The sequence below is a fragment of the Alistipes sp. An116 genome (genome assembly GCF_002161005.1).
Lineage (GTDB): Bacteria > Bacteroidota > Bacteroidia > Bacteroidales > Rikenellaceae > Alistipes > Alistipes megaguti.
In genome coordinates, this window is the sequence record NZ_NFLR01000006.1 from 28,073 (window position 1) to 50,621 (window position 22,549).

The 22,549-nt window shown below is 54.4% G+C and carries 19 protein-coding genes and 2 pseudogenes; 3 read left to right on the plus strand and 18 right to left on the minus strand.

The window, feature by feature from the left end:
- Positions 1-172: 172 nt before the first annotated feature.
- Genes B5E60_RS05545 through B5E60_RS05555 form a run of 3 tightly spaced genes read left to right on the plus strand, consistent with a single transcriptional unit; the run spans position 173 to position 3,444 of the window.
- Positions 173-1,429, plus strand: coding sequence for a site-specific integrase (locus tag B5E60_RS05545; protein WP_087310154.1), 1,257 nt, complete (start codon positions 173-175; stop codon positions 1,427-1,429).
- A complete protein-coding gene (locus B5E60_RS05550; protein ID WP_087310156.1) occupies positions 1,410-2,399 on the plus strand; it encodes a tyrosine-type recombinase/integrase in 990 nt (329 codons plus the stop codon). Before B5E60_RS05545 ends, B5E60_RS05550 begins: the two co-directional genes overlap by 20 nt.
- 22 nt (positions 2,400-2,421) lie before the next feature.
- Entirely contained in the window at positions 2,422-3,444 is a 1,023-nt protein-coding gene (locus B5E60_RS05555) for a tyrosine-type recombinase/integrase (protein ID WP_087310158.1), read from the plus strand.
- Between the two features lie 131 nt (positions 3,445-3,575).
- Here B5E60_RS05555 and B5E60_RS05560 read toward each other — a convergent pair.
- The 18 genes and pseudogenes from B5E60_RS05560 to B5E60_RS05650 form a co-directional block, all read right to left on the minus strand.
- Positions 3,576-4,484: pseudogene (locus B5E60_RS05560) on the minus strand (LPD29 domain-containing protein); the annotation flags it as partial.
- 12 nt (positions 4,485-4,496) lie between these two features.
- A complete protein-coding gene (locus B5E60_RS05565) occupies positions 4,497-4,706 on the minus strand; it encodes a hypothetical protein (RefSeq protein ID WP_087310160.1) in 210 nt (69 codons plus the stop codon).
- Positions 4,707-4,718: 12 nt separating this feature from the next.
- Positions 4,719-5,327 (minus strand): hypothetical protein, encoded by a 609-nt coding sequence (locus B5E60_RS05570; protein ID WP_087310393.1) that lies wholly within the window; start codon positions 5,325-5,327, stop codon positions 4,719-4,721.
- Positions 5,328-5,354: 27 nt separating this feature from the next.
- Positions 5,355-5,929: pseudogene (locus tag B5E60_RS05575) on the minus strand (hypothetical protein).
- 69 nt (positions 5,930-5,998) lie between these two features.
- Positions 5,999-6,289, minus strand: coding sequence for a hypothetical protein (locus tag B5E60_RS05580; protein ID WP_087310162.1), 291 nt, complete (start codon positions 6,287-6,289; stop codon positions 5,999-6,001).
- Positions 6,290-6,303: 14 nt separating this feature from the next.
- Positions 6,304-6,618, minus strand: coding sequence for a hypothetical protein (locus B5E60_RS05585; RefSeq protein ID WP_087310395.1), 315 nt, complete (start codon positions 6,616-6,618; stop codon positions 6,304-6,306).
- 14 nt (positions 6,619-6,632) lie between these two features.
- The gene (locus B5E60_RS05590) at positions 6,633-7,127 is read right to left on the minus strand and encodes a hypothetical protein (protein ID WP_087310397.1); all 495 of its coding nucleotides are present in this window, start codon (positions 7,125-7,127) and stop codon (positions 6,633-6,635) included.
- 232 nt (positions 7,128-7,359) lie between these two features.
- Complete coding sequence (locus B5E60_RS05600; RefSeq protein WP_087310164.1) at positions 7,360-10,371, minus strand: N-6 DNA methylase; 3,012 nt, start codon at positions 10,369-10,371, stop codon at positions 7,360-7,362.
- Between the two features lie 80 nt (positions 10,372-10,451).
- Positions 10,452-11,393: a hypothetical protein gene (locus B5E60_RS05605; protein WP_087310166.1), complete on the minus strand. Its 942-nt coding sequence runs from the start codon at positions 11,391-11,393 to the stop codon at positions 10,452-10,454.
- Between the two features lies 1 nt (position 11,394).
- Positions 11,395-12,234: a DUF4121 family protein gene (locus tag B5E60_RS05610; RefSeq protein ID WP_087310168.1), complete on the minus strand. Its 840-nt coding sequence runs from the start codon at positions 12,232-12,234 to the stop codon at positions 11,395-11,397.
- Between the two features lie 625 nt (positions 12,235-12,859).
- Entirely contained in the window at positions 12,860-13,039 is a 180-nt protein-coding gene (locus B5E60_RS13745) for a hypothetical protein (protein ID WP_143260676.1), read from the minus strand.
- Between the two features lie 4 nt (positions 13,040-13,043).
- Entirely contained in the window at positions 13,044-14,027 is a 984-nt protein-coding gene (locus B5E60_RS05620) for a DUF362 domain-containing protein (RefSeq protein ID WP_087310170.1), read from the minus strand.
- 2 nt (positions 14,028-14,029) lie between these two features.
- Positions 14,030-14,536 (minus strand): ECF transporter S component, encoded by a 507-nt coding sequence (locus tag B5E60_RS05625; RefSeq protein ID WP_087310172.1) that lies wholly within the window; start codon positions 14,534-14,536, stop codon positions 14,030-14,032.
- Between the two features lie 12 nt (positions 14,537-14,548).
- Complete coding sequence (locus B5E60_RS05630) at positions 14,549-16,453, minus strand: TonB-dependent receptor (RefSeq protein WP_087310174.1); 1,905 nt, start codon at positions 16,451-16,453, stop codon at positions 14,549-14,551.
- Positions 16,440-16,913, minus strand: a complete 474-nt coding sequence (locus B5E60_RS05635) for a DUF1893 domain-containing protein (protein ID WP_087310176.1) — start codon at positions 16,911-16,913, stop codon at positions 16,440-16,442. Before B5E60_RS05635 ends, B5E60_RS05630 begins: the two co-directional genes overlap by 14 nt.
- 258 nt (positions 16,914-17,171) lie before the next feature.
- Entirely contained in the window at positions 17,172-17,942 is a 771-nt protein-coding gene (locus B5E60_RS05640) for a S1/P1 nuclease (protein ID WP_087310178.1), read from the minus strand.
- An 18-nt stretch (positions 17,943-17,960) separates the two neighbouring features.
- Positions 17,961-19,745: a transcription termination factor Rho gene (gene rho, locus B5E60_RS05645; RefSeq protein WP_087310180.1), complete on the minus strand. Its 1,785-nt coding sequence runs from the start codon at positions 19,743-19,745 to the stop codon at positions 17,961-17,963.
- A gap of 530 nt (positions 19,746-20,275) precedes the next feature.
- The gene (locus B5E60_RS05650) at positions 20,276-22,543 is read right to left on the minus strand and encodes a GH92 family glycosyl hydrolase (protein ID WP_087310182.1); all 2,268 of its coding nucleotides are present in this window, start codon (positions 22,541-22,543) and stop codon (positions 20,276-20,278) included.
- Positions 22,544-22,549: the final 6 nt, after the last annotated feature.

Consider the following 22,549-nt stretch of genomic DNA (forward strand, 5'->3'; position numbering starts at 1 on the left):
AAACTACTGATTAACAAATAGTATATTCATTTTGTATAGGATTACTTTTTACATAAAATTCTTAATTTATTAGATAGAATCATAGCATTATTTCCTAATAAGAGATATATTGAAGCTCCATTAAATCAAATAAATGGAGCTTCAATTAATATCAAACAATAAATAATGTTTTATGGAAGAAAGCAATTTTTATGAATTAAGGAAACAAGTTGTCCAGCAACTGCGTGAAAAACATTATGCACCTTTAACTATTGGTGCATTTAAGAGTAGTTATAATAAACTGGAATGTTATATGCTGGAAAATAGAATTGAAATCTATTCTGATTGTGTGGGAGAAGATTTTTTGAAAACTCGTCACAAAGGTATGGCATACGCCCAACTGTCTAATTTTGAAAAGAACATGGTTAGGCATATAAGAATAATGAATGAAGTTCTGCATACAGGAATTATCATTGGAAAACCAACTCCACGAAGTCCCATGTTTGAATACGATGGAGATTTAGGCATACAATTCAATGAATTTATTTGTCATGAAAGGAAAATTAAAAGTCCTCGAACAGTGAGCGGATATCACTTGTATTTGAGGGAGTTGTATGATTTCCTAAAAGAAAACAACAAAACGGTTAAAGAGTTTGACATTCCCTGTTGCTTGTTGTTCTTACGTGAATTGAAGCGAAAGAAACGTCCTTGGCCTCACGTTGTTTCTTCTGTAAGAGCCTTTGTCAGATACTCTTGTGAGCGTAATTTATTAGCAGATTGCAATTTTTCCCGCTGGGATAGAATTTTATGTCTTCATCGTCCAAAAAATCCTCAATTACCATCATATTATAGTAGGGAGGAAATAAAAAAAATGCTGGACGCAATAGACAGATCTTGTCCTAAAGGAAAACGCGACTATGCAATGCTTCTACTTGCAGCACGTTATGGACTCCGTGCTTCGGATATAGTAGGAATTACATATGCTAATTTTGAATGGGAGTTCAACCGTTTGTCCATTGTGCAGGCAAAGACGGGGAAGCCTGTTTCATTTCCATTATCAGAGGAAATAGGAAATGCCATTATTGATTATATCAAGTTCGGAAGACCTGATATTGACAGTCCGCATGTTTTTTTGGAACATATGGCTCCATATCAAAGGATTTCACCCCATGCATTGAGCAGAATTGTCTCAGAATGGATGTTAGCTGCCAAGATAGATATATCAGCACGCAAACATGGTCCTCACTCTTTACGTCATAGTCTTGCTGTTAATTTGTTTGAGAATGGTGAATCACCAAGCGTTATTTCTGAAATTCTCGGACATTCCAATTTATTAACTACCATGAGTTATGTAAAAGTCGATTTGAAGCATCTAAGACAATGCGCACTTGAAGTACCTCAAATTCCTGAAATATTTTACTTGGAAATTTATGAGAAAGAGAACTGGTAAATTATATAGTGTATTCTCTGGGTTAATTACCCAATATATAGAATACAAGCAAAATATAGGTTGCAAAACTACTGTGATGGAATGTTTGTTAAAGCGCTTTGACAAGTTGGCCAATGATAGAAACGAGAAGGTTCTGGGAATTTCCAAAGATTTGGCAGATGCTTGGTGCTGTAGATTCCCAGGAGAATCTGAAGATAACCGCTATTATAGGATTATCATTCTTCGAGGATTCTCTTCTTTCCTGCAAACAATCGGATATGATTCATATATTCCAGTATTGCCCAAACATCAATCAAATTTTGTACCCTACATTTACACGCCTGACGAAATGGAAAGAATCTTCAAGGAGTGCGACAGAATAAATGCCTATCACCACATAATCAATTCAGCTCGATTTTCCATACCATGCCTAATCCGCCTGCTGTACGGTACAGGAATCCGTATAGGTGAGGCTGTAAAATTGAAGCACCGTGATATTGATTTCAAAAATGAATGCCTATTACTTAGAGAATGTAAGAATGGGAAAGATAGATATGTCCCTCTTTCTCCTTCCTTAGCACTGATGTGCCGTGATTATGTGGCTAAAAAACAGAAATTTGGGCTTAGTATTAATCCGGAAAACTATTTTTTTGTAAAATGTAATGATACTTCGATTTCATCAAAAACAATTTCAAACATTTTCAATCATATTTTAGAACGTGCCGGCATCGTACGAAATGAAAATCGAAAAGGACCTCGTCTGCATGACCTTCGACATACATTCTGTGTAAATTCATTTGTGCAATTATGTGAATCTGGTAAAGATATATATAATGTGATGTTGATACTAATGACGTATATGGGACATCAATCCATTGCCGCTACAAATAAATATGTCAGAATAGTGGAGACCATGTTTCCCGAAATTGTAAAACAAGTAGATATGGCTTACAATCATATTTTTCCAAACATGGATGAAATGATAGATTAATTATGTATTAAAATTTTAGTGTATGACAGATTTCGGAAAATATCTCACAGATTATTTAAACCGTTACCTCACAATGGAATGTGGCTGTTCCTATCAAACGGTAAAACAGTATAGTGCAACATTCATGCTTTTTATACAATACATGTATAAGATTGAATTAATAGCACCGGAAAAACTATTCCTCAAAGAAATTACAAAAGAAAGAGTTTTAGGATTTCTGCATTGGCTGGAAGAAACGAGAAAATGCTCAATATCAACAAGAAACAATCGTTTAAGCGCCTTGCGGTCTTTTTTCAAATATCTTCAATATCGGGAAGTTAAGGGCATGGCTTATTGGCAAGCTATATTGAGTATCAAACAGAAAAGAACACCTTTTAAGGAAATGTCTTATCTGACTACAGAAGGAGTACAGGCATTACTTAGACAACCAGATTTATCAACTCGTAAAGGGCGTAGAGACTTTGTTCTTATGGGGTTGTTGTATGATAGCGGTGCAAGAGTTCAAGAGATTATAAACCTTACTCCGGAGAATATAAGATTAGGAGAAACTACTACTGTAAAATTACATGGGAAAGGAAATAAAATTAGAGTAGTTCCTCTTTCTACTAATCAAGTGAAAAATTTAAAGTTGTATATGGAAGAGAACAATCTTTTTGCTTCACAATATAGATGCCATCCATTATTCCCGAATCCAAAAGGAGAAAGGTTGACGAGAATGGCCGTATTGGATATTGTGAAAAGACATGCTAAAAATGCGAGGAAACAATATTTGGAATTGATACCAAGCAATATATCCTGTCACACTTTTCGGCACTCTAAAGCCATGCACATGTTGGAAGCGGGTATAAATCTCGTCTATATTCGTGACTTTCTTGGACATGCTTCTACAACAACAACTGAAATATATGCCAGAGCAAGTGAAAAATTAAAAGAGCAGGCTTTGGAAAAACTGGCACCTGGTATTATTCAGGAAAGTAAAACTGCATGGCAAAAAGATGGAGATTTAATGGAATTCTTAAAAGCTCTGCAAGTAAAATATAAATAGAGGGACAAAATAGAATGAAGAGTCTGTTTACCTACAGCTCTTCACTCTATTAAATATAATGTAAATAGTTCTACAATTATATGCCTAATAATAAATTGAATAGCATACACTTTTTACATAATATATTCGCTTACATAACCGCCATTATAGCCTGTAAGGTTGCATTGAATGCCTGCTTTCTCCAGTTTGTCAATGCGTTTCTGCGCCGTTTTTGCACTCGAATACTCTTTAGGCCAGAAATAGTGTTCGCCCTGTGAGCCGTAAAAGTCTTCCCCCAGTATCATCTCCCCGGTATGCCTCCGGCTCTCGATGAAGCCGAACCGTGCCTTGCCCAGTGCCCGGCGCACCGCCTTGTGTGCCGGTCCTTCGGGATGCGTGAACACTTCAAGGCTGTCTTTGCCCGTGAGTTTCGGCAATTCGGCCTTATAAGGCTGCTTATAGTTGCCGATACCGAGGGTAAGGTAAAAATTGGTGCAGAAATAATCCGTCATGGGGTCGCTGTCGTCGAAATTGTACGACATCACGAAATCACGGACATTCGTCATCACCTCTTTCGCGCGGTCAGTCAGTGACTTGTCGGATGCGATATGGTAATGGTTGATGTCTCCCTGCACTTTCCCGGATTCTTTGGTGAAAGCCTCAAAATCCGCCCTCATCAGCCGGACGTGGATGGAATGGTAGTTTTCGCGTCTGACCGAGAACCTGTATCTCGGATAGGCCTCCTTGAGCCAGCTCCGTACCAGTTCCGTGATTTCCGGCGCGGACTGTTCGGTATAGTTGCGTCCTTTCCAACGGTATTCATTGTACACGTATTCGGTGTATTCCTTTGCCGTGGCCCCCGAATAATCACATTCATATCCGGTAGAAGTCCCGGAAATGTCCGCTTTGTCTTTCCAGACTTCAAAGAGCTTTTCAAACTCGGTGTTCACCTGCTGCATGACGGCAATGTCACCGCCCTTGTCGGGGTGGTGAAGCATTGCCAGACGGCGGTACTCCTTCTTCAGGCCCGCCAGACTTCGTATGTTCTGAAAATAAGTCATAAGCGTAAGGTGTTATGCCCCTGCGAGGCGGTTGATAAAATATTCCTGGAAGTCAAGGTCAAGGCCGAGATTGCAGCACGCGGCCTCAATGTCACCGTCTCTCAGGTCGTTCGCGTCCTGCAATTCCTGCAGGTACCGGATTTCGGCGTCCAGGTATTCCTGTGCCTCCTGCCTGCCGCAGCCGCATGAGCCGCAGATCAGGTCAATGATGTTTCTGTTCATATAATCAGTATTTTAATGTCCGTATTCCTTGTAAATGTTCCGTTTCCGGTCATAGTCCATGGATTTCCACCAGGCATTCGCGGTATCGGCAAACGCCTGTGGCCCGTCATCCGGAAAATGGTCTGTCCCTTTCTGACCGGTTATCCTTCCTTTCAGCCGGAGGTCTGCGGAGACCCACCAGGATTCCATTTTTCTCTTGAAGTCTTCCAGTGTGTCGAAACCCGTATGGTTTTCGCATTCCCGGCACCACCGGCTGTCCATGCCGTCATCCACGTCGCTGTGGAACTCGTCTGTATTGGCATCAATCCAGGTCTGGATCTCTATTTTCTTTGAGCCGCAGGATGCGCACACAAGGATTTCCCTGTCCTCCGGTTGTTTCCGGAATGCTTTTCCGTCATAAAGTCCAACGGCCCGTCCCGCCAGAAGCTCCCGGTAGGTGTCAGACAGTTCCGCATAGAACCGTTCGGCAGCTCCGAATACACCCTTGTTCGTCATTTGACACCATTTCTCCCAGAAGTGACGGGACATATTCCCGTACACGAGTTTGCATTCTTCCTCATTCCAGCTGTTCCACATGTAGTAGAAGAAGCTGGATACTGCGTTTTCTGCTGTATATTTCATATGCAGGTTCATTTTCGGTTACATTTTTCATTTATTGTTCATATCTTCCAGTCGCAGCCAAGCTGCCTCATACATCTGGTTGAGCCAGTCGATGTTGCTGGCTCCGAGTTCGAACGGAGTGTGGCAAGTCACTTCGTCTCCGCTTTCTTTTTCCGACGCGAATACCGTCAGGCTGCTGTCCGTGACTTCCAGCCCCGTCACCTGGCATTCATAGGGATCTCCATTCTTACTGAACCAGATGACCCATACCGGATCATCATCTCTGCCACTGAATGTGATTCCTGTCATTCCGTGTGCATAAGCTGCCTGATGGCCTCGATGATGTCTTTCCGCAGTTCTTCAACCCTGTCGTCGAAACACATGGCGGTGTATTTGACCCTGCTTTTTTTGTCCCGTTCCCTGAAAGACAGGATCTGCATGTCGGGATGGCTGCCAAACTTCCAATCCGTCACCTCGTCATCGTCACAGGTGGTGTGGATGTTCCCGCCCAGTACCAGACCGCAGTCTTCCGTCACCATTCTTTCAGCTTCGTCGCGGTCTTCCGCCACGACCTTGTAGGTACCCTCGAAGGAGTACCTTACTCTTACATCGTACTTTGCCATAATTCTTAATGATTTTTTTAAGACATGTCGTTTATAAATGCGGAGAGCGGCTTTTCAGCCGCCCTCCGGTTATCTGTCCTCTTCATGGAACACCTGCCGGAACTTATCACGTTCCATTGCGGTCTTCCCGTTGAAGTTGAAATGGGCGGAATGCCCGTATCCGGTCCTCGGCTCGCCGCCGTACCTTTGCAGGGCCGTGTCTATGTCCCAGTCCGTGTCGCCAATGCCGAGGGATATGCCCTCGTGGTGAAACAGGTGGTATGCCAGGCGCAAGGCCGGAAATGTCTTGTGCTCACGGCGCAGGTAGTCGAACGCCCGGATTGCGATGTCCCGGTTGGGGACTTTGACTGTCGTTGCCATATCCGTTGTTATTTTCAGTTAAACATATTGCTATCGTTCCTGTTGCCCCTGGCGGCCAGGGCGCCGAAGTGTATCTCCAGTATTCCGGTGTTGAAACACTGTATGGAGTTGTAGTCCATGCGTTGCCAGAGCGTGAACCGCTCCCCGGCGAATGACCATCTGAAATAACCGGACAGCGAGCCGAACTGTGGGTTGACATTCCTGTTTATCAGGAGCCTGTTCACGTCCACGATGTGCCTGGCCGACAGGATGATGTTCAGTATCTCTACGAATGCCAGTTGTGAATACGGGTCCACCGGCATTATCTGGCTCTTGAAGTTGATTCTCATATCCATGTGTTTTTTTAATTGTAGTTGTCATCAAATATCTCATATCTGGAATGGGGAATGTCAAGGTAATAGGATGATACCCCCGTGTAGACAAGCTCGTTTTCCGCCATGTCCGCAGGGTCGTCCTCCGGCTCCGTAACTGCATACCCATACAAGTCCAGATAGTGTGCGACCATCATGTACGGGTCGTCGGAGGTGATGTCGTATCCGTAATGTCCGCTCCATGTAATAAAATGCTCCGTATCTTCACTGCCGATTGCCTCAAGAGCGTCCCTGATGGCGAAGAAGTTCGGGCAGAGCCATTCCCGGCTGATCAGCAGGTCTGGAATGTCTTCCCATCCGAGGTATCTGTACTCGGGTTCGCGTTCCTTCGGGAACAGGTCCGAACAGGCATGGAGGAACTCGCCCATGTCGCCGAAATCCGACATCTGGAGCCAGTTGTCCCTTTCCTGTCTCATGTCTATGAGGTGTTGTGTCGTCACGGACACTTCTGAACGGTTCAAGTCCATAATCTTCTGTTTTTTTGTTGTTGTCATACGAATGTTTATGACCGTGGATTTCATTCCACTGGCATCAAAGGTCCGTGTCCCGGCTGTGCAGGGTTTTTCAGGAAAATACCGGAGCCTGTAAAGGCGAGGATGATTTTCCTGAAAACCGCCTGCGGCCCGACCTTGCACGGCCGGAAAGGACACGGGCTACCTTTGCCTGTGGAATGGAATCTGCGGTCTGCTGTCGTTGGTTTCATTGCCCCTGTCTGTTTATGCGCTGGCTGCCCCAGCTGATGTGTATCTTCCCCTCGCTGTCCTCCGTGCGGACAAGCAGGCTGTCGATGACGGACATCGTGATGTCGAACTCTTCGAAGATCTCGGACTGTTCCTTGACTTCACCCGTCTTGATGAACTCATTCAGACGCTCCTTAGTAAGCACCAGCGCCATCAGGTTCTGCTCGACTGAGTCCTCGTAGGTGACATAATGCACGTTCTTCATTTCCTTTGAGTCCAGGCGGATGAAGCGGAAATAGAACTGCTCCATCTTCGGTATGTTCCACTGCAGCGATTCCAGGATCACGTCGTTGCAGGTGGGTATGTTCACCGAGCTGCTCAGGCTCTGCTGGGTGCATATCAGGATGCCGTTGATGGTGGAGTCGAATTCCGTCACGATGCTCTGGCGTTTCCGAAACGCCACGTCCCCCTTGACCGCGAACACCGGCCTGTCGGGGAAATGCTCTCGGATATAGCCCTCATAGAGGTCGAAGGCCGCCAGCGTGGTGCATCCGATGGCCACCTTGCCGGGGATTTTCCTCACAAGCCTTTCAATGTACCTTGTCTTGCAGGGATACCCGTCCCCGTAATATCCGTCTATCAGGTGCGGCACCGAGCAGGCCTTGATGAGCAGCTTGATCTGTCTTATGAGCCTCAGGCCGGCGTCTTTCTTCGTGTCGCCCGTGCTGTTGTAGTACAGCTCGCAGATGCGGTAGAACTCCTCGATGATGATACGGTACACCTCGCGTTCTCCCTCCGAGGGGCGGACGGCATGTGTGCGTATCCGGTATTTCTCGCCCGCGAAGTCACGGAACTTGCGGGTGATGACCGTCTTGCCGATGAGCTCGGAAAGCTCGTCCTTGTTGTAGACGTCCTGGTTCTGTTTCTCTATCCCGAACACGGTGGTCTTGCCGGGGCAGTGGCAGGCGCGGAACAGCACATGCCCCCTGAAGGCGGGGAACGGGGTGCCGTAATCCGGATTGTTCTCTTCCTCTATCTCGCGGTCCCTGTTCTCATGATAGACTTGCGGGCTCCAGCATATTATGTTTATCGAATTGTTGTAGAGCAGTTCGAACTGGCTGTACAGTTCCGCAATGTTATTACGGGTGGTCGTCCCGGTGTCGAGGATCTTGTACCTGAGCCTTCGGAATATGCACAGGACGTTTCTTGTACGCTGCGACGTGGGGTTGGTGATTTCGTCCGACTCGTCGAAGACGAGGCACAGCTTTCTTGACGTGCGCTTGACAAAACGTGTCAGGCCCCGTTTCAGCCTGCCGAGCATGGAAGTGGAGACGACAAGGAACATGCCTTCCGGAATGTCCTCAAGGTCTCTCTCCGTTTTTATCATCCTGAACCTTTCCCTGTTTACGGTGAGGAACGGTATCCACGTCATGTGGGTGGCGATGGCCGGCGCCAGTATGACGGCGTTCCTCACTTTCCGGAACTTGAGCAGGTATTTTGCCCGGTGATAGACGGCGGCGGTCTTGCCCGAGCCCTGCTGCCAGTTCAGAAGGGCGTAGCGTTTCTGAAGCACGAGGTTCAGGTCGTGTTTCTGCAGGGCGGTGAACTCGCAGACCTCGCCGTCCTTGTTGATGAATGTGCACCGGTCCAGGTATTCTTTCAGCCTGCCGTCTTCCTCCATCTCCGGAAATGGCCGGTTCTGCATTTCATACTGCCTCCTCTTACGCCGTACCAATTTCTCGGCGGCACGGATCTGGCCCATGTTCTTTTCTGTGACGATTTCCGGCATCGGGAGTTCGGCCCTTCCGAGTATGAGGTCGTTGATGCCGGCCGCCTTGTGCGTGACCTTGTCGAGCAGGCGGGGAGCGTACTGTTCCAGCTTGAAGCCGTAGGAGGTCTTCACCAGTGCCACTTCCTTGCGGGGCACCACATTCTGGGAGGTGATGTACCTGCGGATGATGCCGAGGACCTGGCCCGTCGTGAGCTTCCTGCGTTCCCATTCCTTCATCTGTTCCTTGGTGGCGCCCTCCGGCGGCTTCTGGTTGCGGAACTTCGTGACCAGGGCCTCCGCCTTCTTGATGTGCCTGTTCAGTGAGGGATGTGCCTTCAGCTCGTACATGTACTTGGCCCGTCTGTACTCGAATGTTTCCAGTTCCTCCCTGTCTATGTGGCTGGCCTCCCGCATCAGTTGAAGACGCAGCCGGTGTTTCATCCTCCGCGCTTCGGCAATGCGTCCCTTCAGTTCCTCCATGCTGACAAACTCCTCCGCATTGTATGGCTGCATTTCGATGTGGAGGGAACGGCGCAGGAATACCATGACTTTCGTGGCGAAGTCCTGTACGCCGACGGGGGCGAAGGCTGCCGGGCCCAGCCGGGTTTGGCCGATGAAGGAGAAATTTGAGTTGACACCTGTCACACGGGTCTTTTCCCAGAACTCGCTTTGCATGAAGGAGAGCGGGACAATGACCATCAGGAAACCGGCAGGGTTGAGCACGTCGTAGGCCTTGTCCATGTAGTATTCCTGTGACAGCCTGTAATCGAACTTCAAGTTGAAGGGAGGGTTGCCTATGACGATATCGAAACGCAGTTCGGGATTGTACTGCTGTATGTCGCATTTCTCGATATGGGCTTCCGGGTAGAGGTATCTGGCGACGGCCACCGCCTTGCCGTCTATGTCGAAGCCGTAGGCGTTGTGCATATTGGGCAGGTGGTTGAAAAAGTTCCCCATGCCGCAGCACATGTCAAGCACCATTTCCGTCGATGTCGGGGAAAGGGCCTCCACCATGTCCCTGCATACTTCATGCGGGGTGAAGAACTGTCCCATTTCCGCCTCCTTCTTGGCCTCGGCATATTCGTGGTAGCTGGCGAAGTCCGACTGCCTGAGGCCGTGCAGCCCTCCGATGCCCGTGTAGCAGTTGTAGATGCTTTCCTTCGGGACGAGGTCCTTTCCGGAGTCTATGGCGAACAGAATCTTCTCGTTGACCTCGGCACGCCTGTCCTGCGGTATCTTCTGTGGTATGATGGCATACATGTCTTTACTTTTTTAAGGGTTGGAAACGAAGACACCCCGCAAGGATGCCTTACGGGGTGTCGGAATAAGCTTTTCATGAATCAGTCTTCCTGGAGCGTGATTTCGTCAAGGCGGAGTCGCTTGAAGCAGCTCCCGGCAGCCGCGCTGTCCTTGAAGCGTATGTCGATGCGTCCGTTCTTGTAGAACTTGATCTGACCGGCGTTGGTGGTCGTGAGGTCATACCATCTGGTGATGTCCACATTACGCTCGTCAAGCCCGGAAACTATCCTGATGGAACCGTTTATCACGTCATCCGAGCCGTAGGCGATGCCTTCGCAGAAAGCATTTACCTTACCATAAGAATCATATGAGATTTCATATTCGCCGTGGTATTCCAGATGGATGCTGTCCCAATACACGATTCCGGGGAAAGTGATTTTGTCCCTCTTCAGCTCGGGTTGGGCCTTGCTCCAGCGGGCCGGCTGTACCGTCTTCAGGAAACGGGCCAGCAGTTCCACCTCGGCTGTCTCCCGGAAACTCTTGCCGCCGAGGTGTTCGATGACCGTATCCACATAGGTCTGATAGACGGGACGGAAGCCCATGCGCAGGGTCTTCTCATCAACCGCGGGAACGGGAACCGCCACGTTGTAGGTCTTGTTGAAATAGGAGATGATGCGGTCGGCGAAATTGGAGTTGGCATTGTAGTTGCTGCCCACAAGCTCATTGAGGAGGTCGAATGGCTTGAACTCATTATGCGAATAGTCATCCTTGCCGCTGTAGTTGAAATGATAGTTTCGTATGGAGACCTTGCCGTTGTCCTCATACTTGAAGTTCTTTTCTTCCCGGTACCGTTCCGCCTCTTCCTTGAAGATGGCGTACCACCGGTCTATCCGGTCGAGTGTTTCGTAGAGCAGGTCCTGTTGCCGTTGGCAGTATAGGCGGTCCTGTTCCGTAATTTTGTCCTCGTTTCTCACCTGTACGCTCAGAATGCCGGAAAGCAGGTCGGGAGCGTTGCCGACCCTGGTTGTTGCTGTCGTTTGCATGTCAGTTGGATTTTATGTGTTGGAAATTCTGTGATTGGATCCGGTAAAAGCAAGTGGTGTGCTTTTCCATGTCCTTGACAATCTTCACTTGCTCGGGATGGAAGTTGAGCCTCCGCTCTTCGGCCGGGACATCAATCCTTGCCCATTCGGCGGATGGCAGGAATACATATTCGCGGCGGAAGCACCATACCACAATCTGGTTTTCCCAGTTGCCCTTGAATACTGTCCCTTCGTAATCCTTCAGGAATTGCCGGAACTCGGTTTCGTCACGGAAAGCGATGCCGTCACCCTGATAAAGGTTTCCAGCGTCCGCATCTGTCTTTCTGTGAAGATAAAAGCGGCGGTAGGTTTCCGTCGTGAATTTGCCGTAAAGAGGTTCCGGTTCGGAATAGGACCACAATGGCACCCTTGCCGTGAATGCCACGGCCCCATTGGCGCAGGCTCCGCAATGTCCCCAGTCCTTGAAGGCGCCTTCTGTCCATCGGACAAACTTCATTTCTTGGGGATTGACGGAATGGAATGCCCCGCCGCTGACGCTCAGGCGGATGTTCCTGTCTTCTTTCCACAGGAAAGGGATGTAGGGTTCCTCGCATACGGATACGAGTCCTCCTTCCTGGGCTTTTTCAATGAGCGCATTGCCATAATGGCTTCCGTGCCTGTCTGTATAAATCAGTCTGTCCCCGACCTGCGGGGTGGTTTCGGACCGTGTTTCCTCTATCAGTTCCACATAGGCGTTGACCATATCCGTATCTTCCTGTGTCAGCCGGTGGTCATGGTCATAGGAAACATTCAGTGCCTTGAGTGTTTCCACTGTGTACTTGTTCTTTGTTTTCTGCAACATGACTATGATTTTTTGTTAGTCCGGCTTTCTGGGGCCGGAGTTCCCATAACTACAGGCTTTAAAAGGCCGTGTTCCGTACATGCAAGGCTTCGGGGAAAAATACCGCAAGCCCTCCGGGCGAGGACGATTTTTCCACGAACCCGAAGGGCTTGGCCTTGCTTGTACGAAAAGAACACGGATTACCTTTGCCTGTGGTTATGGGGACTCGGCTACGGTAGGCTTCACTTTCCGATATGTTCTTGTGAGATTACGGCTCTTTTATGAGGACTTTTCAAAAAGAAATGTTACCTTTGCAAATGAGATAAAGAGTTATTTGAAAGCATGAGAATATGGCACTTCCAAACAGTTCCGCATTTTCTTATCCGTTGCCCATTCTCGTGCGAGTTTTCTACAAAATGTTGATAGTCAAATAAAATACATCAAACTACAACAAATATACGAAAAAGCCGGGAGTGAGGAACTCCCCGGCCGGTAAATTTGTCGATCGCGACTTTCAAAAAAAGACCTCGGGCAGTACGGGATCTGCCTGAGGTTTCGCAACGTGGTTCTCAGGATTCGGTGGCTTTCCGACAGCCTCCGGAGAGGCGCTGCCGTTCCCATCCCGGGAGGGGCTCCGCCTTGCGTTTCAGCGGTAGACATCGCCGATGCGCAGCAGCGAATCGTTGTCCGCGTCGAGTCCGGCGCGAGTTGATGCTTCGGCCCGGAGCAGGGCGTAACGGGCCTGTTCGGCCCGATTGCCGAGGGGGACACCCTCCAGCACTCCGGAATCTCTTCCCGAAGCGCAGTCTTCCTGAAGCGGGGACACTCCCCTACTTTTTGTCCAGATCGACCAGTTCGTACTGCTGCGAACCGATTCCCAGCTCCTCGGCATGTTCGAGGGTGTGGATGCCGTGGCGCGACTCCATGCGCTCGATCAGATGAACCTTGCCCTCATCCTCCGAGGCATAGACCAGATCGACACACGCCTTGTCCAGCGCTACGGGATCCAGCGAGGCGAGGATGCCGATGTCGCCCATGCGGGGCGGTTCGGGATTGGAGTCGCAGTCGCAGTCGACCGAGAGGTTGTTCATCACGCTGATGTAGAGGATGCGGTCGCCGCAGTGGTCGACGATGGCCTTGGCGGCCTCGGCCATCGACTCCAGGAAGTCGTCCTGCGCGGGCAGATCGCCCCAGACCTTGTTCAGATCGGTGGTCTTGCCGGCCGAGTGGATCCAGGCCTTGCCGGCCGAGGAGGCGATGCCGATCGAGATGTTCTTGATGGCGCCGCCGAACCCGCCCATGGCGTGGCCCTTGAAGTGTGAAAGGACAACCACGAAGTCGTAGTCCATGAAGTGTGAGCCGACGATATCGTAGGCCAGGTGTCGGCCCCCTTCGACGGGCAGCCGCACCTCACCTTCGGCATCCATGATGTCGACCGGGGCGATGGCCGTGAATCCGTGGTCGGCGGCGGCCTTCAGATGGTCGGCCGTCGAGGCGCGGCCTCCGCCGTAGGCGGTGTTGCACTCGACGATCGTGGCGCCCGTCGAGCGGACGAGATCGCCGATCAGGGCGGGTTTGAGGTAGTTGTTGCCGCCGGGTTCGCCGGTCGAGAGTTTCACGGCGATCTTTTTGCCCGAGGCCTTGCGGCCGAGGGCTTCGTAGACGGCCCTGAGCCCTTCGGGCGAGATATCGCGCGTCATGTAGACCTTGGCGGGGGCTTTTGCCCCCTCCTTCTTTTCGGACGAAGCAGCGCAGCCGGAACCTGCGGCCGCAAACTGCAGGAGAAGCGTTAACATACAGATTTTCCGAATCATGGCTATTTGAGGTATTTGATGAAGAGGTATCCGCCGAGGATTTGCAACAGCATGCCGGGGATTCCGATGCGGAAATCCTGCAGTGCGGCGGCCAGATTGCCGGTGTAGGCCCATTCGGCGGCCGAGCCGACCACCTGATAGAAGAGCACCACGGCGAGCAGCATCCAGAGCGATACCCGGCCGAAGCGGCGGGCGGCAAAGCCGGCCGCGGCGGCGAGCAGCAGCGACTTGGTGAGGATGGCCGGCAACACGGCCGGTGCGGGCATGGCGAACAGGAGTGCGTTGACCAGCGGGGAAGCGACGGCGGTCAGCACGCCGACCTTCCAGCCGTACTTGTAGGCGGCCACGAGCGTAAAGAAGTAGATCGGCAGCAGCATCGGACCACCGGCCGGCAGCAGATGGCACAACTGCGGCAGGGCGATGTTGCCCACGATGAACAATGCTGCGACCCAATAGGTCCGAGCATCCTTGTACTCCAGCGAATGGAGTGTAACCGAATTAGTTGTCATATCTTATATGGATTAAAAGTTCAACTTGACGCCGCCCCAGGCCGTAGCCCGCGGCATGGGATATCCGGCCATGATCTCATACCGTTGGGCGAGGAGATTCTCTCCGCGGGCATAGAGGGTCAGCCACCGGTTGACGCGGAACGAGGCCCGGAGGTTCAAAAGTACGAAATTTTCCTGAATTTCGGGATCGGGGCTCACCGCCGTGTAAAGTCCCTCGACATATTGTACGCCGGCAGTTGCCGTCCACCGTTTTTTCGTGTAGTTCACCCCCGCATGGAGCTTGTGTTCGGGCGAGGCCAGCACGGGGTACTTCATCCACAGGTAGCTGTAGTTGGCATCGACACTCCACGCGTGAGAGATTCTCCAGGCAATCTCGGCCTCGACGCCGCGGTTCTCGACCCGGGCCTGGTTCTGCAGTTTCGGGCGGCCGTCGATCCGGACGGTCTGGATGATGTTGCGTCCCTCGATCCAGAAGAGGTTGACACCGTACGACACGCGCCCTTCACCCGGGCGGTGACTCCAGGCCACTTCGTAGTTCCAGACGCGTTCGGGCTGCAGATCGGGGTTCTTCATGCCGAACATGTAGAGCTCCTTGATCGTCGGGTTGCGGAAGCCCTTGCTTGCCGAAGCCTTCAGCACGCCGTTGCGCACGGCCTCGAACGAGACGCCGGCCTGCGGCACCCAGACCGAACCGCTGCGCGTGTGCCAGTCGTAGCGCACGCCGGCATCGAAGGTGAAGCGCCCGGCCCGCTGCCGCAATTCGGCATAGCCGGCCACCTCCTCCTCCCGCTCGTCGACGATCGACGACTCGCTGCCGTCCGCCACCGAGCGGTTCCAGGCCTCGCCGACGATGTGCTGCCAGTCGACACCGGCCGTCAGCCGGCCGCCGCGCCAGAGTGTCAGACTCTGGTAGAGTGACACCCCGAACAGCCGGTCGCGCGAGTTGAAACGCTCGGATTGCGGCTCTTCGCCGGCCTCGTATCCGTCGTTGATGCGGTGACGGCCCCAGTTGTAGTAAAATTTCAGCGCTCCGGAGGTATGTTCGTAGTCATTCTCGAGGGCCAGCGAGGTCATGCCGCGCGTGATGTGCGAATCGTTGTCGAAGAGCGGCGCCGAGACCGGACCCGGATTCGAGGCGTTGAAGTGGGTGACGTTGACGTCGGCCGCAGCGTTCCAGTGGTCCGAAATCTCGTAGCCCAGTTTGGCGAATCCGCCGTACTGTTCGAAGCCCATGTCGGCGCGGTGGCCGTCCGTGCGGTTGTACGAGGCCGTAATGACACTCGAGAAACGTCCCTTGCGGATGCGGTTGGCGGCCTCGGTCTGCAGCGTGTTCCACGATCCGTAACCGACATTCAGGTCGGTGCGGATCCCCTCTTCGGCCTGTCGCCGGGTGACGATGTTGATCACACCGCCCATGGCGTTCGAGCCGTAGAGCACCGACGCCGGGCCGCGCACGACCTCCACGCGTTCGGCCAGCATCGACTGGCAGGCATCGGCGATCGGATGGCCGAAGATGCCCATGTACTGGGGCTGGCCGTCGATCAGCACGAGCATCTGCGACGTGGCGCCGCCGCCCAGACCCCGCAGACTCATCCCGCCGGCAGCTCCGGTCGAGACCCCGTATCCCATCACGCCGCGCGACGTGACGAAGAGCCCCGGCACCTGCTCCGTGAGCAGCGGCAGCAGCGAGGATTCCTGACGCTGTTCGATCTCCGGACGGCCGACGACCGAGACGGTCATCGGCAGGTGGCGGATATCGGCGGCGTAGCGCGTCCCGGTCACCACGACCGAGTCGATCGGCACGTTGCGGGTTACGGCCTCCGCGGCCGGTGCCTCCTCCGTTTCGGGACGGGCCGTGACGACGCCTGCCAGCAATGTGCAGACGGTCAGCAGGATCATTGCCCTATTTCGTCTCATGCTCCGCGGTTTTTGTCTGTTCCTTCATGCGGCGGATAAACTCCCCGATGCGCGGCAGGCACTCCTCGGGCGTGCGGGCGTCGGCACAGAGCTGCTCGACGGGGCAGATGCCCGTTCCGGCGCGGTTGATGATGTGCTCTGCGACGGTCTCATACTCCACGGGGATGCCGGCCGCAGCGAGCAATTCCAGGGCCGGACGGCTCACCGTGCGGGCGTAGAGCCTCCGTACTCCTCCGACGGCCATCAGCGCCGCAGCCCCCTTGCCGACCACCTTGTCGGCGACAAAGGCCCCGCGCAGCAGTTCGGGCTCCTCGTGCAGCAGCCGCCACAGATCGCTTACTCCGCGCTGGTGGAACGCACGCACGATCTCCCCGTTGCGGACCACACACGAGCACCCTTCGGCATGCAACCGCTCGATGGCCCGGCGATTCTCCGGATCTTCTTCCTGTATCTGTTTCATGTTTTTCCGTTTTGATACAGCAAATATACATCGAAATCGCCCAATCCGATTAGCTGAATTACGGAACTTACTACCCGTTTTACGGATGGACTCCTGCCTGCATTCCGCTTTCCTTTCGCTCGGCCTTCCTTCCGTTCTGCCTTCTTCTTGCTTCGCTTCTTCCTGTCCGGCCCCCCCCTTGCTCACCCGCACATTAAAACCCGCCACTCCATGCGCGGAGGGCGGGTTTGTCGTGCGGACGATGTGCCGTATCGTGCTCTATCCGTAGATTTCGTTCAGCAGCCGGGCCAATCGCAATCCGGCGCGCAGCAGTTGCCGTTCGACCACCGGGGTGAAACGCGCCACGTAGTCGTAGGAGATCTCCGCCCCCTGGGGCGAGGCGTCGTAGACCTCCGTGCACAAGGCATGGGTTTCGCGGGCCCACGCTTCGGGGGTCCCGGCCTCCTCCCTGCGCTGCTCGGATTTCGGCAGTCGGTCCACCTGCTCCGCCCACTCCGAGTAGCTCCACCGGTGCCCCGCTTCGGGCAGATCCGTGTCCCAGACCGAGTGGAGGTTGGTCGGCCGGCCGAAGAAGCGTACCGCACGGCGGTTGCCGCCCAGATCGCTCAGCCGGCCCAGGTGCATCGGACAGTGCATGTCCCCCACCAGGTGGATCAGCATCCGCAGTTTGACGGCCTCCTCGGCGGGTTCCAGGCCACCGGCCTTCAGTGTGGAGGTGATCTCCTCGACGGCCCGCAGCACATCCCCCTCGGGAATACGACGGGCCTCGTCGAACGTCTGTCCATGCTCGACATTCAGATAGTGCCACGTCTTCGTTCGTGCATATTCGGGCGTATGGCTGGCATTGTCCATCCAGTTCGACCAATAGACGGGCGACAGCCCGTCGAGCAGCTGCCCGATCTTTTTGGCTGCTTTTCGCGTCAGGTGGCGTTCGGCAATGGCGGCCGTCACGTCGTGACCCTTCTGTCCCCAACCGAAAGCCGTGGTGGAGATCAGAAGTGTCAACGCGAACAGAATCAATCGTTTCATGGTGTCCGGACGCCGTTTCTAATGATTCATCGTGGCGAGGAACTCCTCGTTCGTGTCGGTGAGTCCCATCTGCTTCTGGAGGAACTCCATGGCCTCGACGGGCGTCATGTCCGAGAGGTATTTGCGCAGCACCCACGTGCGGTTCATCACGTCACGCGGCAGCAGCAGATCCTCGCGGCGCGTACCCGAAGCGATGACGTCGACGGCCGGGTAGACACGTTTGTTGGCCAGTTTGCGGTCCAGCTGCAGCTCCATGTTGCCCGTACCCTTGAACTCCTCGAAGATCACCTCGTCCATTTTCGAGCCGGTGTCGATCAGGGCCGTGGCGATGATCGTCAGCGAACCCTTCTCCTCCGTGTTGCGGGCGGCGCCGAAGAAGCGCTTGGGTTTGTGCAGGGCGTTGGCGTCGACACCTCCCGAGAGGACCTTGCCCGAGGCCGGCTGCACGGAGTTGTAGGCCCGGGCCAGACGCGTGATCGAGTCGAGGAAGATCACCACGTCGTGGCCGCACTCGACCATGCGCTTGGCCTTCTCGAGGACCATTTCGGCCACCTTCACGTGGCGCGAAGCCTGCTCGTCGAAGGTCGAGGCAACGACTTCGGCCTTCACGTTACGGGCCATCTCGGTCACCTCCTCCGGACGCTCGTCGATCAGCAGCACGATCATGTAGACCTCCGGGTGGTTGTCCGCAATGGCGTTGGCGATCGACTGCAGCAGCATCGTCTTACCCGTCTTGGGCTGGGCGACGATCAGGGCACGCTGCCCCTTGCCGATCGGCGAGAAGAGGTCGACGATACGTGTCGACATGTTGTTGTGTCCGTTGCCCGTCAGGCAGAACTTTTCGCTCGGGAACAACGGCGTCATGTATTCGAACTGCACGCGGTCGCGGATATATTCGGGTTTCAGTCCGTTGATCTCGTTCACGCGCACCAGCGGGAAGTACTTTTCGCCCTCCTTCGGTGGACGGATCGCACCGTTGACCGTATCGCCCGGCTTCAGTCCGAAGAGCTTGATCTGCGAGGGCGAGACGTAGATGTCGTCCGGTGAATTGAGGTAGTTGTAGTCGGCCGAGCGGAGGAATCCGTAGCCGTCGGGCATGATCTCCAGCACGCCCTCGCCCTCGATTTCACCGGCGAAGTCGTCCTTGGTGATGATCTCGTCATCCAGCGAGCGCGACGCGGCTTCCGCCGTGTGGGGCTGCTGCGGCAGTGAATCTGCCGTTGTCGCCTGCTGGGGCGGCTGCTGGTTTTTGGGCTTGCGGCCCCGGCGCTTGGGCTCGGCCGGAGTACTTTCCTGAGCAGATGCCGGCTGGGGTGTCTCCGGCTGCGAAGCCGCTTCCGATACGGCGGCCGTCTCCATCTGGAGTTCGGGGTCGGGCGCAGCCTGCTTCTTCTCCGTCCGGTTCCGTCGCTGTCCCTTCTGGTAACGCGGGGCCTTCGGTGCATGTTCCGGCTTCTCTTCCGGAGCCGCTTCCGAGGGGGCCTCACTCCCGGCCGCCTCCTGCGGCTCTGCGGGGCGGGCAGCCTCCGGAGCGGAAGCCGTTTCGGACGCCGCTTCAACCTTGGCCAGACGCGGACGACGTCCCCGTTTGGCCTTCGGGGCCTCGCCGGTCTGCGGGGCTGCATCCGGACGGGACGCCGCCTCCGCTGCGGGGGCCTCTTCCGGGGCGCCTTCTGCGGCCGCACCGGCTATCTTTTCCATCAATTCGCGCTTTTTCACCATCACATTCCCAATGCCGAGCGCTTTTGCGATTTCACGCAATTCGGCCAGCGTTTTTCCTTCGAGCGCTTTCAGATCCTGCATATAAATATGTCTTCTTGAATGAGATTTTTCAAAACCGAACGGCCGTCCGGTTCTTTGGAATACTGTTGCAAAGATAGTGCATTATTTTGAATTACAAAATAAAAAGCGATTTATGGACTTCGTTTGCACGACGTTCGAACCTTCCGGACAATGAAAATACCTAAAATTGGCGATTGCCGCGAATGGAAAAATCCCCGACCTTTGTCCCAGAACAATCGACCGCAGATTCCGCCATTGAATTGTTTGTATTGTTAATGTTTGTGTGTGAAAACCCTTCCGCCGTGTCGGAAGGGTTTTTTATTGGGGGCGCAGTCTTCGATCCGGGCTGCGGAGATGACGGGAACTGTGGGACCGGTGGAAACTGCGAGGTCTGTTGAAACAGCGGGAACGGCGGGAAATGCGGGGTGTCGGGGACCCTTGCACCGTGTGTCGGGGCAGCGCCGCGGATCCAAACGGAAATCCCGGCCTTCGGGTTGGAAGGTCGGGATTTCGGCGTGGCGGTCGGGCGGATGACCCGCTGCCGCAGCGTGTTATTCGGCGGCGGGTCCGGCCTGCATGTCGAAGCGGACCGTGGCGCCCTCCTTCAGCTCCGAATAGCGCAGGAAGGGTTCTGCCAGCGGCTTTCCGTCGAACGACAGCTTGCCGACATAACGGTTTTCGGGGCTGTTCCGCGGAGCGTCGATCTCGATTTTCGCTCCGTTCTCCAGATGGATCGTCGCGTGGCGGAACAACGGCGCTCCGACGGCATACTCGTCCGCACCCGGGCAGACGGGATAGAATCCCAGGGCCGAGAAGACATACCAGGCCGAGGTCTGGCCGTTGTCCTCGTCGCCGCAGTAGCCGTCGGGCTGTGCCTTGTAGAGGCGGTTCATCACCTCACGCACCCAGTACTGGGCCTTTGCGGGCTTGCCCGCATAGTCGTAGAGGTAGATCATGTGCTGTGCGGGCTGGTTGCCGTGGGCGTAGTTGCCCATGTTGGCCACCTGCATCTCGGTGATCTCGTGGATGCGCTGTCCATAGTAACTGTCGTCGTAAATGGGCGGAACGACGAAGACCGAATCCAGCATCTTCGAAAACTCCTCCTTGCCGCCCATCAGCTCGGCCAGCCCCTCGACATCGTGGAAGACCGACCACGTGTAGTGCCAGGCGTTGCCCTCGGTGTAGGCGTCGCCCCACTTGTAGGGGCTGAACGGCGTCTGGAACGTACCGTCCTCGTTGCGGCCGCGCATGAGCCGCGTCTGCGGGTCGAAGACGTTGCGGTAGTTCTGCGCCGCCTTTTCGAGCAGTTCGGCATCCTCCGTGCGGCCCAGCTTGCGGGCCACCTGGGCAATGCACCAGTCGTCGTAGGCATACTCCAGCGTGCGGGCCACGTTTTCGTTGATCCCGACGTTGTAGGGGACGTATCCCAGCGAATTGTAGTACTCGTGGCCGAGGCGGCCGGTTGACGATACGGTCGGATGAACCTGCGTGCGGCCGCTCAGCATGGCGTCATAGAGTTCCTCGACATCTTCGGCCGGGGTGATGCCCTTCAGAATGGCGTCCGAGACGACCGATGCCGAGTTGTTGCCCACCATGCAGCCGCGGTGTCCGGGCGATGCCCACTCGGGCAGAAAGCCGCTCTCGCGCCACGTGTTGGCCAGTCCGGCCTGGATCTCGGCGTTGATGGACGGATAGACCAGATTCAGCAGCGGGAACAGACAGCGGAACGTATCCCAGAAGCCCGTGTCGGTGTACATGTATCCGGGCCGCACCTCACCGTTGTAGGGGCTGTAATGGATCGGATTCCCCGCGGCATCCATCTCGTAAAACTTGCGCGGAAAGAGCGTCGAGCGGTAGAGACACGAGTAGAAGGTGCGCAACTGGTCGACACTGCCGCCCGAGACCTCGATACGTCCGAGCACCTCGTCCCAGCGGGCCTGCGCCTTCGCCTTCACCGTCTCGAAATCATCCGCTCCGAGTTCGGTTTCGAGGTTGCGAAGAGCCTGCTCCGGCGAGATGAACGACGAGGCGATGCGCAGCGTCACCCGTTCACCGCGGTGGGTCGTGAAGTGGACCTTGGCCACGGCATGGCCGCCCTCCGCAGCCTTGCCGCCCTCGGGCTTGAGCAGCCGGCTGCCGGCCTTGTAGGAGGCGGGGTTGTCCGTCAGTTCGACGGCCGAGAAGGGCTTGTCGAAGCGGATGACAAACCAGTTGCGGAAGTTTTCGGGCACGCCGCCGCTGTTGCGCGTCGTGTAGCCGGCCAGGGTGTGGTCGTTGACCATCTCCACGCGCGAACCGCAGTCGAAGGCGTCGACGACGACGCCCGACTCTCCGGATTCGGGGAAGGTGAAGCGCATCACGGCGGCCCGTTCGGTCGGGGTCACCTCGGCCACGATGTCATGGTCGGCCAGGTAGACCGAATAGTAATAGGGCTTTGCCTCTTCGGACTGGTGCGAGAACCAGCTCTGACGCGACTCCTCGTCCAGCTTGTCGTTGCCGCGCACGGGCATCACCGCAAACTGGCCGTAGTCGTTGATCCACGGCGAGGGCTGGTGGGTCTGTTTCAGTCCGCGGATGGTGTGGGCGTTGTAGGTGTAGGCCCAACCGTCGCCCATCTTGCCCGTCTGGGGCGTCCAGAAGTTCATGCCCCACGGTAGGGCTACGGCCGGATAGGTGTTGCCCGTCGAGAGGGCGAATTCCGACTGCGTGCCCATGAGCGTGGTGACGTACTCGCTCGGGCGCAGGGCCGTTTGCTGCTGCGGAGTCTCGCAGCAGGCCGCCGCACCCAGGGCGCAGGCCAGGATCCAAAATTGTTTCATCGGGTT